The 16,000-nt window shown below is 62.7% G+C and carries 14 protein-coding genes and 1 tRNA gene; 7 read left to right on the top strand and 8 right to left on the bottom strand.

Annotated features, from left to right (window positions below; all coding sequences use genetic code 11):
• Positions 1–23 precede the first annotated feature (23 nt).
• Entirely contained in the window at positions 24–1,160 is a 1,137-nt protein-coding gene (gene cyoA / locus AC6JBC_RS08865; RefSeq protein WP_498026037.1) for a ubiquinol oxidase subunit II, read from the bottom strand.
• A 166-nt stretch (positions 1,161–1,326) separates the two neighbouring features.
• Here cyoA and AC6JBC_RS08860 point away from each other — a divergent pair, with 166 nt between their 5' ends.
• Positions 1,327–2,658, top strand: a complete 1,332-nt coding sequence (locus AC6JBC_RS08860; RefSeq protein ID WP_498023870.1) for an MFS transporter — start codon at positions 1,327–1,329, stop codon at positions 2,656–2,658.
• Here AC6JBC_RS08860 and AC6JBC_RS08855 read toward each other — a convergent pair.
• From AC6JBC_RS08855 to AC6JBC_RS08840, 4 genes are all read right to left on the bottom strand, one after another.
• Positions 2,655–3,500 (bottom strand): glycosyltransferase family 2 protein, encoded by an 846-nt coding sequence (locus AC6JBC_RS08855; protein WP_498026036.1) that lies wholly within the window; start codon positions 3,498–3,500, stop codon positions 2,655–2,657. The two genes, AC6JBC_RS08860 and AC6JBC_RS08855, sit on opposite strands and share 4 nt — an antisense overlap.
• Positions 3,501–3,504: 4 nt before the next feature.
• A complete protein-coding gene (locus AC6JBC_RS08850) occupies positions 3,505–4,779 on the bottom strand; it encodes an ammonium transporter (protein ID WP_498023869.1) in 1,275 nt (424 codons plus the stop codon).
• Positions 4,780–5,245: 466 nt separating this feature from the next.
• Positions 5,246–5,956 (bottom strand): head GIN domain-containing protein, encoded by a 711-nt coding sequence (locus AC6JBC_RS08845; protein ID WP_498023868.1) that lies wholly within the window; start codon positions 5,954–5,956, stop codon positions 5,246–5,248.
• 80 nt (positions 5,957–6,036) lie between these two features.
• On the bottom strand, positions 6,037–7,263 hold the full coding sequence (locus AC6JBC_RS08840; RefSeq protein WP_498023867.1) for an NAD(P)/FAD-dependent oxidoreductase: 1,227 nt from the start codon (positions 7,261–7,263) through the stop codon (positions 6,037–6,039).
• Between the two features lie 189 nt (positions 7,264–7,452).
• Here AC6JBC_RS08840 and AC6JBC_RS08835 point away from each other — a divergent pair, with 189 nt between their 5' ends.
• Positions 7,453–9,351, top strand: a complete 1,899-nt coding sequence (locus AC6JBC_RS08835; protein ID WP_498023866.1) for a potassium transporter Kup — start codon at positions 7,453–7,455, stop codon at positions 9,349–9,351.
• 25 nt (positions 9,352–9,376) lie between these two features.
• Here the strand turns inward: AC6JBC_RS08835 and AC6JBC_RS08830 are convergent, their stop codons facing one another.
• Both AC6JBC_RS08830 and AC6JBC_RS08825 read right to left on the bottom strand, forming a co-directional pair.
• Entirely contained in the window at positions 9,377–9,808 is a 432-nt protein-coding gene (locus tag AC6JBC_RS08830; RefSeq protein WP_498023865.1) for a universal stress protein, read from the bottom strand.
• A gap of 167 nt (positions 9,809–9,975) precedes the next feature.
• Positions 9,976–10,052 (bottom strand) — tRNA-Met (locus tag AC6JBC_RS08825).
• A gap of 230 nt (positions 10,053–10,282) precedes the next feature.
• Here AC6JBC_RS08825 and AC6JBC_RS08820 point away from each other — a divergent pair.
• The 5 genes from AC6JBC_RS08820 (at position 10,283) to trxB (ending at position 15,533) form a co-directional block, all read left to right on the top strand.
• Positions 10,283–11,692 carry a circularly permuted type 2 ATP-grasp protein gene (locus AC6JBC_RS08820; protein ID WP_498023864.1) on the top strand — a complete coding sequence of 470 codons (1,410 nt, stop codon included), beginning with the start codon at positions 10,283–10,285 and terminating at the stop codon, positions 11,690–11,692.
• A gap of 166 nt (positions 11,693–11,858) precedes the next feature.
• Entirely contained in the window at positions 11,859–12,791 is a 933-nt protein-coding gene (locus tag AC6JBC_RS08815) for an alpha-E domain-containing protein (protein ID WP_464789157.1), read from the top strand.
• Positions 12,792–12,807: 16 nt separating this feature from the next.
• A complete protein-coding gene (locus tag AC6JBC_RS08810) occupies positions 12,808–13,680 on the top strand; it encodes a transglutaminase family protein (protein ID WP_498023863.1) in 873 nt (290 codons plus the stop codon).
• Between the two features lie 24 nt (positions 13,681–13,704).
• Complete coding sequence (locus AC6JBC_RS08805) at positions 13,705–14,442, top strand: proteasome-type protease (protein WP_464772196.1); 738 nt, start codon at positions 13,705–13,707, stop codon at positions 14,440–14,442.
• Between the two features lie 128 nt (positions 14,443–14,570).
• Positions 14,571–15,533, top strand: a complete 963-nt coding sequence (gene trxB, locus AC6JBC_RS08800; protein ID WP_498023862.1) for a thioredoxin-disulfide reductase — start codon at positions 14,571–14,573, stop codon at positions 15,531–15,533.
• A 161-nt stretch (positions 15,534–15,694) separates the two neighbouring features.
• Here trxB and AC6JBC_RS08795 read toward each other — a convergent pair whose 3' ends face one another.
• Complete coding sequence (locus AC6JBC_RS08795) at positions 15,695–15,985, bottom strand: phosphopantetheine-binding protein (protein ID WP_464772198.1); 291 nt, start codon at positions 15,983–15,985, stop codon at positions 15,695–15,697.
• Between the last annotated feature and the right edge of the window lie 15 nt (positions 15,986–16,000).

Raw genomic sequence — 16,000 nt, 5'->3', positions numbered from 1 at the left:
AGGGGAGGGGTGATATGAGGGGCTTACCGACCATGATGCGCATGGCCGTCGGCATCCTTCTGCCCCGGCGCTTCATGCCCCTGCGCAGCAGGCGTGCGCTCTGCCGCAGGCGTCATTCCCGCAGGCTGCGCAATCTCGCCCTTCTTGCCGGGCTCGACGGGGTGGAAGCCGCCCACGTCGATGGTGCCGTCATGACGCAGGCCTTCGGTATCACGCGCCGATTCCTTGCCGCCGCCGCCCATCATGTCGGTCATCATGACCTCGTCCATGCAGCGCTTGCCCGGCTGGGCGCACATGTTGAGGGCGGCGTGGAAGAGCTTGGGCTCGACGCCCGCGAAATAGAGGGGCTGGACCTTCTCGCTTGGTTGTTCCAGCTTCACATAGGTGGCGCGGTCGAGCTTCGCGTTGCTGGCCTTTACCTGCGCGACCCAGCGGTCAAACCCGGCCTGATCCATTGCCTTGAAACGGAAGCGCATGTGGGAGAAGCCTGCGCCGGAATAGTTGGCGGAGAATCCTTCGAACGTGCCGGGCTTGTTGGCGACGGCGTGGAGGACCGTCTGCATGCCGGGCATGGCGTAGATCTGTCCGGCGAGCGCGGGCACGAAGAAGCTGTTCATCAGCGTGGCGGAGGTGATCTTGAACTCGATCGGCTGATCGACCGGCGCGGCGAGTTCATTCACCGTTGCGATGCCCAGTTCGGGGTAGATGAACAGCCACTTCCAATCGAGCGCGACGACTTCGACCTGGAGCCGCTTGGCCGCCGGTTCGACCTTGCGCTCGTGATCGATGCGCTCGATCGGGCGATAGGGATCGAGCAGGTGCGTGCTGGTCCAGGTGATGGCGCCGAGCGCGATGATGATCAGCAGCGGGGCCGACCAGATCAGCAGCTCAAGGCTGGTCGAATGGTCCCAGTCGGGGTCATAATCCTTGGCCTGCGCCTTTTCCCGGTAGCGCCAGGCGAACCAGATCGTCGTGGCCATCACCGGCAGGATGATGAGCAGCATGAGCAGTGTCGAAATGACGATCAGGTCACGCTGTTGCACTGCAACATCGCCCGCAGGCGACATGACCACCCAGTTGCATGCGCCAAGGGGAAGCAGCAGCAACGGCGCGATTCGGCGCGTAAAAGCTCGGGAAAAGGGGCGAGGGCGTGCGGTCATGAAGCCCGCATAAGTGGGATGCTTGGCGATCGACATTGGACCTTTTGTCCTATCCCCTCGCAGGCGCAAAATAGGGCAATGGCCTTTCGACCACCGGGGCGATTCGCTATGCTGCAACGATGTTTGGCATGGATCGTTCCCGCAGCATGAAGGCTTGTCCAGACCGATGAACGCCGCGACCACCACACCATCCTCCACGCAGATGGAGCGCGACGCACGCCTTGTGACGGCGCGGGATCATAAGGTCGCGCCGGGTGAGATCGCGATCGGCGTGATCATCGGGCGGACGTCGGAGTTTTTCGACTTCTTCGTTTATGCGATCGCTTCGTGCATCGTGTTTCCGGCGCATGTCTTTCCCTTTTTAAGTCCGCTGGCGGGGACGCTGTGGTCCTTCGCGATCTTCGCGCTGGCGTTCGTGACGCGGCCGATCGGGTCGTTCATCTTCATGGCGGTGGACCGGGCCTATGGGCGGGGGGTGAAGCTGACCATTGCGCTGTTCCTGCTGGGGGGATCGACGGCGTTTATCGCGTTTCTCCCGGGATATGAGACGGTTGGCATATGGTCGGCGGTGCTGCTGGCCGCGTTGCGTGCTGGGCAGGGGATTGCGCTGGGCGGGACGTGGGACGGGCTTGCGTCGCTGCTGTCGCTGAACGCGCCGCAGAACAAGCGAGGCTGGTATGCGATGATGCCCCAGCTGGGCGCGCCGCTGGCGCTGGTGGTGGCGAGTGGGTTGTTCGCTTTTTTCCTGTTCAACCTGTCGCGGGCGGATTTCCTTGATTGGGGCTGGCGCTATCCCTTCTTCGTGGCCTTCGCGATCAATGTGGTCGCGCTGTTCGCGCGCTTGCGGATCGTCGTGACGCATGAGTTTGAGCGGCTGTTCGAGGCGCGGGAGTTGCAGCCTTCGCCGGTCATCGAGACGGTGCGGACGGATGGGCGAAATATCGTCATTGGCGCCTTCGCTCCGCTGGCGAGCTTTGCGCTGTTCCATATGGTGTCGGTGTTTCCGCTGTCCTGGATCGCGCTTTATACGAAGCAGCCGCTGGAGCGCTTTCTGGTGATCGAGGCGATCGGGGCGAGCGTGGGCGTGCTGGCCATCGTCGTGTCGGGCTTTGTCGCGGACATGGTGGGGCGGCGTAAGTTGCTCGCCTGGTCGGCGCTGGGCATCGGTATCTTCAGCATCGCCGCGCCACTGTTACTGAACGGCGGAGAGCTGGCGGAGATCGCTTTCATGATCCTGGGGTTCATGCTGCTGGGATTGAGTTTCGGGCAGTCTTCTGGTGTGGTAGCGTCCAACTTCTCGACGGCCACGCGCTATACGGGGTCGGCGCTGACTTCGGACCTTGCCTGGCTGGTGGGGGCAGGCTTTGCGCCGCTGGTGGCGTTGGCGCTGTCGGTCACGTTCGGGTTGGCGGCTTCGGGCGCTTATCTGTTTTCGGGCGCGGTGGTGACGGGGCTGGCGCTGTTCATCAACAAGGAGCTGGCGGGCAAGGACCGCTAAGCCGCCATCTGCCGCATCCGCGCGAGTGCCTTTCGGTCGAACCAGCCGGTGGGGCCGGAGCGCGGGGCAAGGCGGGGGAGCCATGTGGCGTAGAGGCTGAGCAGTTCGTGCGGCAGGCCGTCCGGGCCTTCCCGGCCCATGATGTCGGAGACGATGCGGTTCTGGAAGAAGCGCAGCGAATAGTTGGTCATCCGCCGATATTGCATGCGCCAGCTTGCAGGGCGGGTGAGGCGGACGGGTTCGCAGAGGAAGCCTGCTTCTTCGCAAGCGATGACACGCTCGCGCTGCCAGGCGGCGTCGGTTTGCAGATCGGTATGAGCCCAGGCCGCGACGAGACCATCGTCGCCAATCAGATCATCGGGCAGACGTAGGCCGCGCGCGCGGATGCGGTTCACGAAATGGCCGGACAGTGCGTAGAGATCGCCGAAGAGGCCGCCGTCTGTTGACAGCAGATGGCGGTAATGCGCTGCCATTCGGCCGTTCAGAGGCATGCCCGCCGCCGCATTGATGCCGTTGCTTCCTACCGCGTGCACCAGGGCGTCGATGGAGCCGGGTGCGATCTGGGCATCGCCATCGAGGAGGATGATGGCTTCGTCGGTTCCGTCCAGCAGATCATGGATCAGGTGGTTCCACGTTCGCGATTTGCCGCCCTGGGCGATGTCATGCACCCGGACATTGGCTCGCCCGGCTGTCATGTCGCGGGCGCGGGCGACGGTGGCGTCGGTCGAGCCGTTGACGAGGACATGATAGACGGCGTCCGCCCGGTCCAGCGGGAGCGAGGCAAGGCAGGGGCCGATCCGCCGCTCCTCCTGATGGGCGAAGATGCCGACGGCGATGCCCATGATGTTAGCGGAAGTCCCAGCCCTGCTGACCATGGTCGACCTGATCAAGGCCCTCGGAGGCTTCCTCTGCCGTTAAACGCATGGGCAGTACGACCGTTAGCAGCAGCGCGACGATAGAGGTTCCCGCCATTGACCAGAGGGCGACGGCAATGACACCGGCCAATTGGCTCAGCATGGCCGTTATGAGGCTGATGTCGCCTTCGAAACCTACGCCGCCGAGGAGCGGCTGAACGAAGAGCGGCAACAGCAGGGCGCCGATCAGGCCGCCTAGCCCATGCAGCAGGAACACCGACGCCGGATCATCGACGCCGCGCCCGAACGTTGCCTTTGCGATGCGGCAGAGAAGGGCGGCGACAAGGCCGATCAGCATTGCCCCTCCGGGACCCGAAAGTGCGGCGGAGGCAGAAATGGCGGCGAGACCAGCGACGGCGCCCGACATGATGCCGGGGGCGCTGATGCGGCCGGTTGCGGCGCGATCCGACAGCGCCCATGCGAGGGCGCCCGCGCTGGCAGCGAAATGTGTGTTGAGGATGGCCGTGGCGGCATTGTCCGTGGCGCCAAGAGCCCAGCCACCGGAAATGCCCGCCCACCCGATCCAGATCAATGCGCCACCCGCGAGGCTGAGTACCGGTGCGTGGCTTGCGCCGACTTGTCGGGGACGGCGGCCAAGGATCAGGGAGAGTGCGAGCGCTGAAAAGCCTGCGCTCATGTGCATGACGAGGCCGCCGGAAAAGTCGATGATGCCGAGCGCTGCAAGCCAGCCGCCGCCCCAGATGCCATGAACAAGCGGGGCATAGACGATCAGCAGCCAGAGCGGAGCAAGGGCCGCCATCCAGCCGAAGCGCGCGCGTCCAGCCGTGGCGCCGGGGAGGAGGCAGACGGCAAAGAGGGCCAAGGCCATCTGGAACAGGACGAAAGCGGATTCGGGAACGGTCAGGCCAGCCTTCAGGGAGCCCAGGTTGGCGAGTAGGAGGTTCGCGCCGCCGCCCAGCCATGCGCTGCCGGGTGCGAAGCTGAGGCTATAGCCCGCGATGGCCCAGGCGAGCGATGCGCCCGCCGCGACGACGATAAGCTGGGTGCTTGCCGAGAGCGCGCTTCGCACATTGACGAGGCCCGCGTGGCGCAGAAGCAGGCCCGGAAGCCCGGCGAGTAGTATGAGGAGGGCGCAGAGGATCATCCAGGCCGTGTCTCCGCTGTCCGCGACGGCCATCGCTACCTGTGCTTCTGCCGTTTGGGGCGAGGCCATGAAGAGGAAGAGGAGGAGGGCGCGAGCGAACATGGGACGATCCGATATGTCTGGTGTCCTATGTCTATGGGGTGGCGGTAAACACTTTGATAAGCTTAGTGAGGAGGGGCGGTTGTGGGGGCGGGGTTTTCAAGAAAGAGAAGGGGCTTCGACAAGCTCAGCCCGAACGGGGTTAGGTGATCGCGATGAAAGCCACGGCACCTAGGGTGTGTGGGGATTCAGTCCATGACGGGCTGCAAATGGCGACTTTCTGCGCTTCCGGTGCTCACGTACTGAAGTACGCTGCGCGCCGGTTCTCGAAATTCACCATTTTCGCCTCATCCTGAACTGAATCCCCACACACCCTAGAACATGATCATGTTTGAGTGATCGTCACCCCGGACTTGATCCGGGGTCCCACTCCTTTTCTGACGCCGTCGAGGCAGCGGGACCCCGGGTCGAGCCCGGGGTGACGGAAAATGAGCCTCGACGCCGACGCTCCGTGTAAGACGATCAAGCTCTAATAGGCTTCGCCGCCGCAGGAGATGCGGCCTGTGCCGCGATTTTCGACCTGGCAGGCGGCCTTGCCGACTATGGTGACGTCACCCGAGCCTGATGCCGATATCTTGGCGGTTACGTCGGCGGTCAGGGCGACATTGCCGGGGCCGTCATTGCTGACCGTCGCCTGGCGGGTGCGCAGGCCATCGGCAGCTACGGCGCCCGGGCCGTTTACCCGCACTGTCGCGATTGCGGCGCGCCCCGCCAAGGTTGCGCGGCCTGCGCCTGCGAGGCCGAGGCTGAGTTGATCGAGATCGACCGCGGCGACGCTGACATCGCCATTGCCGCCAAGCACGATCTCTCCGCGCAAGCCCTTCATACGGCTGACCGAAATGGAGCCGCCACCGGTCAGCACCAGCCTTTCAAGCGTGCCGGTCGAGAGCCGGACGGTGGCACGGCCGCCGCTTTTCTCGCCGGGTTGGGCGCGGTCCATCCTGATGGTCAGCAGGCGCCCCGACACATCGATGTGCAGTCGTTCGATAAGGGATTGATCGCCATCGACTTTGGCGGAAGCGCCCGCGCCTGTGGTGATGATCACCTCCACCGGTGCATCGACGCGGATCGCGTCGAAGCTGGTGATGGTATAGCCGCGCGTCGCCGATGCGGCGGGCATGGGCAGCAGCGCGGTGCCTGCGATCAGGGGCCAGAGGAGCTGTCGCAATCGACCTGTCATGGCCCTACCTTTCGTGACAAAGCGCATTGCTTCAAGGTGATAGCAACGCTTTGCGCGGGAGCAAGTACCGATGGCCGGTCTCAGGCGAGGCCGACTTCCTTTAGCGGGACCGAGGGGTCGGCCAATTGCGCCTGGTCCAGCAGGGCGCCCGAAAGGACGTGGGCGCGGCCCTGCACATAGTCCTTCACCGCATTGACGCAATCGAGCGCGATGAGCTTTCCGGTCTTCAGATACAGGACCGAGAAACTGCGGGTCGCCGGATCGCCGCGCAGGATGGTGTGGTCATGGCCGATCGAAAGACCCACGGTCTGGAGCTTCAGATCATATTGGTTGGACCAGAACCATGGCACGGCGTCATAGGCTTCTTCCTTGCCCATGATGTGGGCGACGGCGGTCTTTGCCTGATCATTGGCGTTCTGCACCGACTCAAGGCGAAGCTGGGCGCCGCGCGCGAAGCGGTTGGCGTGGGATGCGCAGTCGCCGACAGCATAGATGTTGGGCAGGCTGGTGCGGCAATATTCATCGACATCGACGCCATTGCCGCCAGTAGCGCCCGCAGCGATCAGCGGGCCGGTTTCGGGGATGATTCCGATACCGACGATCACCATGTCGGTTTCGATCCGTTCGCCATCCTGCATCAGCACGGCGGTCGCCTTGCCATCCTGCACCTCGATGCAGTCCATCGCGGCACCGGTGCGCAGATCGACGCCATGGGCGCGATGTTCAGCTTCGTAGAAGCGGGAGAGTTCTTCCCCGGCAACGCGGGCGAGGACGCGGTCGAGCGCTTCGAGCAGCACGACCTTCTTGCCGAACTTCGTCAGCACGGCGGCTGCTTCCAGCCCGATATAGCCGCCGCCGATCACGACGACATGGTTGATCTGGTCCATCTTCGCCATCATGGCGTCGACATCATCGCGGCGGCGCACGGCGTGGACGTTGGGCGCATCGGCGCCGTCGCAGGTCAGCATGCGCGGGCTGCCGCCCGTGCACCAGATGAGCTTGCCGTAGGAAATCTGCTCATTGCCTGTGGTGATGGTCTGGTTTTCCGGATCGACGGCCTTCACCCGGTGGCCGAGCAGCATGTCGATCTTGCGTTCTTCCCAGAAGGCGGCGGGGCGGATGAGGATACGGTCGAAGACCTTGTCGCCCGCGAAATATTCCTTCGACAGCGGCGGGCGTTCATAGGGCGGGTATTTTTCGTCACCGATCATGGCGACGGACCCTTCAAAGCCGAGTTGACGAAGCGAAATGGCCGCCTGCGCGCCTGCATGGCCCGCGCCTACGATCAGAACGTCATAATGGCTCATCGGCCAGCATCCCCTCAGTCCAAGTTGCTGCCGTCCTTGGCGCGCTTTCCCCGGACTGACAAGGGGTAGGCGGGACTTTTGAAGTCAGCGGGCCAAAATATAAAATAGCGGATCGCCGCCTGTCCCCCATGGCGCTGCCATCCCTGATTGTGGCATAGGCGCTCGCCAAAGTTGGGGGTTTTCTGCCTTATGGCTGACAAGGATTTGCCGGTTAGCGGGGGGAGCCATGCGGCGCATGGTCCGCTACACGGCCTCGCGCTCGGCGCGTTGGGGGTGGTGTTCGGGGACATCGGAACCTCTCCACTCTATGCGCTGAAGGAAAGCTTTGTCGGCCACCATCCGCTGGCGGTCGATCCGGCCCATATCTATGGCGTGCTGTCGCTGATCTTCTGGACCATGATGCTGGTCGTCACGGTCAAATATGTGTTCATCATCCTGCGAGCTGACAATAATGGTGAGGGCGGCAGCATGGCGTTGCTGGCGCTGATCGGGCGACGGATGGGCGAGACGCGCTGGACGCCGACGATCGCGGCGCTGGGCGTGCTGGCCACTGCGCTTTTTTACGGGGATGCGATCATCACTCCGGCGGTATCCGTCCTGTCGGCGGTCGAGGGGCTGACGGTGGTGCAGGCTGGTCTTACGCCGCTGGTCCTGCCGATTGCGATCGTGATCCTGATTGCCCTGTTCATCATCCAGAGCATCGGCACGGCGCGAGTCGGCGCGTTGTTCGGGCCGATCATGGTGGTTTATTTCCTGGTGCTCGCAATTTTGGGCATCACCAACATATTGCGGCACCCGGAGATTGTCGCCATCGTCAATCCATGGTGGGCGCTGCGCTTCTTCCTGATTGATCCGAAACTCGCCTTTCTGGCTTTGGGATCGGTGGTGCTGGCGGTGACGGGGGCGGAGGCGCTCTATGCCGATATGGGACATTTCGGGCGCAAGGCGATCAGCATCGCGTGGCTTTACGCGGCGCTGCCGTGCCTGATGCTCAATTATCTGGGGCAGGGGGCGTTGCTGCTTGATGAGCCCGCCGCGGCGCAGAATCCGTTCTTCCTGCTTGCCCCTGAATGGGCGAGGCTGCCGCTGGTGATCCTGGCGACCATGGCGACGGTGATTGCGAGCCAGGCGGTCATATCCGGCGCCTTTTCCGTGACGCGGCAAGCGGTGCAGCTGGGTTTCCTGCCGCGCCTGCGTATCCTGCACACCAGCGCTTCGGCGGCGGGGCAGATCTATGTGCCGCTGATCAACTGGACGCTACTGGTGCTGGTGATCATGCTGGTGCTGGGCTTTGGCAGTTCGAGCAATCTGGCGGCTGCCTATGGCATCGCCGTGACCGGGACCATGGTCATCACCACCTGCATGATGGGGGCGTTGATGTTCAGCGTGTGGCGCTGGAACCCGTTCGTCGCGGGCATGGTGACGGGCCTGTTCCTGATCATCGATGGCGCATATTTCCTGTCGAACGCGACGAAGATTCCGGATGGCGGATGGTTCCCGCTGCTGGTCGCGGCCATATCCTTCCTGGTGCTGACGACCTGGGCGTCGGGGCGGCGGATCATGCGCAACCGTCTGCGCGAAGATGCGATGGACCTCGACCTGTTCATCAAGTCAGCCGGAGCGTCCTTGAAGCGGGTGCCGGGTACGGCGATCTTCCTGTCCTCAACGACGGAGGGTGTTCCGCCGGCCCTGCTCCACAACGTCAAGCACAACCGCATCCTGCATGAGCGCAACATCATCCTGACCGTGCGGGCGGAGGAAGTGCCGCATTTACCCTATGACGGCCGTACCAGTGTCGAAGATCATGGCGCGGGTTTCTATCGCCTGATGCTGCGCCACGGCTTCATGGAAAATGTCGATGTGCCCGCCGCAATGAAGGCAGTGCGCGACTGCGGCGGGCCGATTGGCGTGGCCGATACCAGCTATTTCCTCAGCCGTGAAACGCTGGTGCCGTCATCCCGTCCTGGCATGGCCATCTGGCGCGAGCGGCTTTTCGCGTGGATGGTGCGCAATGCGGAAAGCCCGATGGCGTTTTTCAAGCTGCCGACCAATCGGGTGGTGGAACTGGGGTCGCAGCTGGAAATCTGATCTGGCGCCATCGGCTGGCCATCCGTTAGCCGATCGCTTTCTGACGAGCGATGAGCACGCTTATCGGCGAATTGCGGACGATCGCGGCGGCGTTGGAACCCAGAACGCGGGATGAGAGCGACGGTTGATGTGAGCCGATGATGATGAGGTCGGCACCCACGCGTTGCGCTTCATCCAGAACTTCATCACGCACTCGGCCGCGATGGGACGCGAAACTGGCACGAGTCAGGCCGAACTCGACTTTCCATTCGTCGACCTGTCGCTGAGCCTCTGTGATCTCCTGCGTGTCGAAATCGACGGTGATCGCGCCTTCATAATTTACCGGAAGGAAGTATCGCACATAAAGGATATGCACTTTCGCACCGCCTCCGGAAAGCGCCGCTGCCGCTTCCAGTGCGGACTTTGCGTGATCATGATCATGAATGTCGATAGCGACCAATATAGATGAAAAAGCCATGGTCTCTCCTCTCTTGACCATGACTGTCTATCAGGAGGGGCGAGCCGAAAGGTGTAGCGTCTGTAACAAAGAGTTTCGGCCGAGACGGCAGCGCGCAGATACCCCCGCGCCGGATGCGAAAGAGCGTCAGGATGACGCCGACTGCTGATTTTCATGTGGATTATAATTGGTAGCGGAGGAGGGACTTGAACCCCCGACACGCGGATTATGATTCCGCTGCTCTAACCAGCTGAGCTACTCCGCCCCATGGGCTGCGCCGGGCAGTCGCCCTGCGGTGCGCGCGCTATAGGCAGAGCGACTTGTGGGGTCAACGGGGTTTGGCGACGGCTGTGCAAATTCTCTTCAGGGGAGATCGCCGGACGTCGGGCGCGGGGAAATCTTGGTCGGCGCCCTTTTTGCGCTTGCAATCGTTCGGGCACGTTGCACTAATGTTGCAATGCACAACCGGGCTAGGCCCGAGGGAGGATCGACGCTTTGCCCTTCCACGAAATGTTTGAGCCGGATGGTTCGATACGGCCTTGTTATGCCGAAGTGCAGAATTGGGTGGAACGGACGGGCATCGCCGGGCTCAACCGCAGGTTGGATGAAGCGGAAGCGATCTTCAGGCGGATCGGCATTACCTTTGCGGTCTATGGCGAGGGCGGCGATCCGGAGCGATTGATCCCGTTCGACCTGTTGCCGCGTATCTTTACCGCGCAGGAATGGCGGGTGCTGGACCGGGGTATCAAGCAGCGGGCACGGGCGCTCAACGCTTTCCTGCATGATGTCTATCATCGGGGAGAGATCGTTAAGGCGGGGATCATGCCCGCCGACATCATCTACCAGAATAGCGCCTATCTCGCCGAGATGGCGGACTTTACCCCGCCGGGGAAGGTGTACAGCCATATCGTCGGGATCGACATCGTCCGCACCGGCCCGTCGCGGTTCGAGGTGCTGGAGGATAATTGCCGTACGCCGTCGGGCGTGTCCTACATGCTGGAAAATCGCGAGATCATGACGCGCATGTTCCCTGAGCTGTTCGCGCAGGGGCTGGTGGCGCCGGTCGATGATTATCCCGCTGAACTGCTCAAGAGCCTGAAGGAAGTCGCGCCGCCCGCGTGCAAAGGTGATCCCGTGGTTGTGCTGCTGACGCCGGGATCGCTCAACAGCGCCTATTATGAACATAGTTTCCTCGCCGATCTGATGGGCGTGGAGCTGGTGGAGCCTGCCGATCTGTTCGTCGACGAGGATCGGGTGTGGATGAAGACGACGCTTGGCCCCCGCCAAGTCGATGTCATCTATCGCCGGATCGATGACGAATATCTTGATCCGCTGGTGTTCCGGCCGGACAGCCTGCTGGGCATTCCCGGCATCTTCAACGTGTATCGCAATGGCGGGGTGACGCTGGCTTCGGCGCCGGGCGCGGGGATCGCGGATGACAAGGCGGTCTATATCTACGTTCCGGAGATGATCCGATTTTACCTGGGTGAGCAGCCGATCCTGGACAATATCCAGACATGGCAGTGCGGGAAGCCGGACGAATGCGCCCATGTGCTGGAGCATCTGCACGAACTGGTGGCCAAGGAGGTGCATGGGTCGGGCGGCTACGGAATGCTGATCGGTCCCAAGTCGACCAGCGAGGAAATCGCCGCCTATGCGGAGCGGATCAGGGCCAATCCGGGCGAGTTCATCGCGCAGCCGACGCTGGACCTTTCGACCGTGCCTACTCTTGGTCCGGCTTCGGTGGTCGGGCGGCATGCGGATTTCCGGCCCTATTGTCTGGTGGGCAAGCAGATCAGGCTGGTGCCCGGCGGGCTGACGCGGGTTGCGCTAACCGAAGGGTCGTTGGTGGTGAACTCCAGTCAGGGGGGTGGGGTGAAGGATACATGGGTGTTGCAGGACTGATGGAGGTTGCCAGCATCTTTCGCAGTCATCGTCATCCCAGCGGAAGCTGGGATCTCGTGAGGCTATGCAGTGCGCTCTCGCCTGAGATCCCAGCTTTCGCTGGGATGACGGTAAGAGGCGGGATGACAACGAGAGGCAGGATGACGGGGAGGAGGTGGGTGCGCCCATGCTGAGCCGGACTGCCGAAAATCTCTACTGGATGGCGCGCTATATGGAGCGGGCGGAGGCTACGGCTCGTTTGCTTACCATGGGACAGCGAATGGCGATCCTGCCGGGGGCGCATCATCGCGACGAATGGCGGTCGGTGGTACGGGCAGCCGGGGTCGATGGCCCATTTCCCGAAGGCATACAGGTCGCCGAGAGGGACGCCATATCCTATCTGATGCTGGACCTTGATAATTCCAGTTCAATCCGGTCCTGCCTGCTGAAGGCGCGTGCCAACGCTAAGTCGGCGCGCACCATGCTGACCCAGGACATGTGGGAGGCGCTGAACGAAGGGTGGCGCAAGCTGGACAGCTATGATGTGGGGGAAGCGCGGCAGCAGCTTCCCGCGCTGATCGATTGGGTGAAGACGCGGGTCATGACCTTCCGGGGTGCGGCGCATTCCGGGCAGTTGCGCAATGAAGGGCATGATTTCCTGCGTGCCGGGTCGGCGCTGGAGCGGGCGCAGATGACGTTGCGGCTGCTGGACGTCAAATATTATGTGCTGTTGCCAGAAACCGAGGTGATCGGGGGCAACCGGGACCATTATCAGTGGACCTCGGTCCTCTACGCTCTGTCTGGAGCGCGGGCCTATCACCATGTCTATGGCGGCACCTATACGCCCTGGCAGATCACCGATTTCCTGATGCTGAACCGGCTTTTCCCGCGCAGCGTGGCCTATTGCTATGAACAGCTTGCCTATCGGCTCAACCGGCTGGCGGGTTGGCACAATGGGCGGGGCACGTGCCATGAGACGGTGCGGCAAATGGTGAACGATCTGGAACAGCTGGACAGCGGAGAGATTTTCCGCGTCGGATTGCATGAAACCGTGCTGGGCGGATTGAAGATGACCAACCAATTGGGCGCGGAGATCGCCCAAACCTATCATTTCGGATGAAGGAGCGCGGTACGCCTTGAAATTGCTGGTACGCCATCAGACGACTTATCGTTATGCCGCGACGGCAGGCCGGGTGGCGATGCGCCTGAAGCTGATGCCGATCGACACGGCGTCGCAACGGGTGCTGGAATGGCAGGTCAGCGTGAATGGCGAGCCGGTCGAAGGGTTCCGCTGCAACAGCTTTGGCGAGATGGAGGCTGTCTGGATACGGCATGACCGGCTGGACAATGCGGCGATCGTTGCCGAAGGGTTGGCGGAGACGAGCGAGACGAGCGGTGTTCTGGGGCATGGAAACGGCCGGGTGCCTGCGGTCTATTTCCTGCGGGAAACGCAGCTGACCCGGACGTCCGATGCCATTCGGGACATGGCGCTTTCCCTGCCGGATGATGGGGGGACGCTGGCGCGGTTACATGCCTTGTCGGCGGCGGTCAGCGATGCTGTGGTCTATCGGGGCGGCGTGACGTCTTCGGATACCACGGCGGCAGAGGCCTTCGCGCTGGGGGCGGGGGTTTGTCAGGACCATGCGCAGATATTCATCGCGGGGGCGCGAGCCCTGGGCATTCCGGCGCGATATGTGACGGGATATCTGCTGGCGGAGGGCGGGGTTGCCCTGCATGAAACCCACGCCTGGGTTGAGGCGTGCGTGCCGGATCTGGGCTGGGTCGGGTTCGATCCGTCGAACCGGGTCTGTGTAACGGAGCGCTATCTGCGGCTGGCGTCGGGCCTGGATGCCAATGCGGCGGCGCCCATCCGGGGGTCCGTGACGGCGGCGGGCGATATCTGGATTGACGCGGACGTCCGGATCGCGCAGGCGGAGGAAGGGGTGGAAGAAAGGCAGCTGCAACGGCAGCAACAACAAAGCCTTCAGCCTGCCATCCCGCAGGGTTGAACGGATACAGGAGCCCGGTGGGCGATGACCTATTGTGTGGCGGTGCGCGTGGACCAGGGATTGGTCATGCTGTCGGACACCCGCACCAATGCGGGCATGGATAATATCGCGCGCTTTCGGAAAAGCTTTACCTACAGCGTGCCGGGCGAGCGGGCGCTTGTGCTTATGTGTTCGGGCAACCTGTCCATCACACAGGGCGTCAAGACGATGCTGGGCCGCGCGATCAAGGATTCGCAGGTCGATCCGGACGTTGAAAGCATCCTGAATTGCGCGACGATGCACCGCGCGGCGCAACTGGTGGGGGATGCGATGTGCGAGATGCAGCAGCATTATCGCAGCACCATCGAAATGCAGGGGTCCGGTGCAGATGCCTCCATCCTGCTCGCGGGGGAACGGCGGGGGGGGAAGCCGCGCCTTTACCTTATCTATTCGGCGGGCAACTTCATCGAGGCGACGGAGGACACGCCCTTTTTCCAGATTGGCGAGCATAAATATGGCAAGCCGATTTTGGACCGGATCATCAAGCGCGAGACGAGTCTGGAGGACGCGACCAAGGCGGTGCTGGTGTCTATGGATTCTACCTTACGATCGAATCTGTCGGTGGGCATGCCGCTGGACCTGACGGTGATCGAGCGCGGCCAGTTCGATTTCCGTGTCCGCACCCGGATAGAGGCCGATAACGAGGAATTTCAGCTGCTTTCGCTCAGCTGGTCGGCGGCGCTGCGCAAGGGGTTTGAGGACCTGCCCAACGTCATTGACTGACGGCTGGAGAGGCGGGGGAGGCGGAGCTTGCCCGCGCCCAAGCAATTCCATGCGATAGTCAGGCTTGCGCGTCCGGCGCTGCTGCCTATTTCATCCCGACAAACGAATCTAAAGAGCTGGGGAATCTGATGACCGCTACCCATTCCACTCGCATGCTGATCCTCGGTTCGGGGCCGGCCGGGCTTTCGGCCGCCATTTATGGGGCGCGGGCGGGGCTGGCGCCGATCGTGGTGCAGGGCATGCAGCCGGGCGGGCAGCTGACCATCACGACCGACGTGGAAAATTATCCGGGTTTCCGCGACGTGATCCAGGGGCCATGGCTGATGGAGCAGATGCAGGCGCAGGCCGAGCATGTTGGCGCGCAGATGATGTACGACCAGATTGTCGACGTTGACCTGTCGGAGCGGCCTTTCCGCCTGACCGGCGACAGCGGGACGCGCTATTTTGCTGACTCTCTGGTGATCGCGACGGGCGCTCAGGCGAAGTGGCTGGGTACGGAAGGCGAGCAGTTGTTGCAGGGCAAGGGCGTTTCCGCCTGCGCGACCTGCGATGGATTTTTCTATCGTGGCAAGAAGGTTGTGGTGATCGGCGGGGGTAACACCGCTGTCGAGGAGGCGCTGTACCTTACCAACCATAGCCATGACGTTACGCTGATCCACCGCCGCGATTCGCTGCGGGCGGAGAAGATTTTGCAGCAGCGGCTGTTTGCGCATCCGAACATCAAGGTGCTGTGGAACCAGAAGATCGAGCGGTTTGTGGGTGGCGGTAATCCGGAAGGGCTGGTCGGCGTCGATCTGATCGATACGGTGACGGGCAAGGCTTCGCATATCGAGACTGATGGGGCTTTCGTCGCGATCGGGCATCAGCCTGCCACGGAGCTGCTCGCGGGCAAGCTGCCGATGGATGAAGGCTATCTGATCGTGGAACCGGGCACGACGCGTACCGCTATTCCGGGCGTGTTCGCGGCGGGTGATGTCAGCGACAAGATTTATCGGCAGGCGGTGACGGCGGCGGGCATGGGCTGCATGGCGGCGCTGGACGTGGAGAAGTTCCTGGCCGAAGCGGATTTTGAGGCGCTGGCGGCGGAGTAAGCGGGCGTGGAGCGGGGGTGCGCGTTGCGTGCTTCGCGTTGCTGGGTCTTCGCTATCCTCCGTACGCCCTGAGCTTGTCGAAGGGCTCTCCTTGTCCTTCAAGGAAAGAAGAGGGCTTCGACAGGCTCAGCCCGAACGGGTGGTGGGGGGCGATGAGAGGGTCAGGCCTCTATCTTCGTCCGCGCGAAGGCAACCAGCGTGCCGAAGGTCTCGAAGGTTTCGCCGTCGATGTCGTCATCCTCGATCAGGATGTCGAGCCGGTCTTCCATCTCCGTCAGCAGCGTGGCGACGGCCATGGAGTCCAGTTCAGGCAAAGCGCCGAACAGGGGCGTGTCGGCGTCGAACGCATCGACGCGTTCCTGGGACAGGGCCAGCACATCGCGAAGCAGATCGCGCATCGCGTTTGACATGTCGCTTGTCCGGTCGACCGGCATAGAGGTTTTCGCCCGCATGATGGGGGGCTTACC

This window comes from Sphingobium sp. RC1, assembly GCF_059738765.1.
Note: the sequence above shows the minus strand (reverse complement) of the source record. Positions and strands in the feature narration are given on the sequence as shown.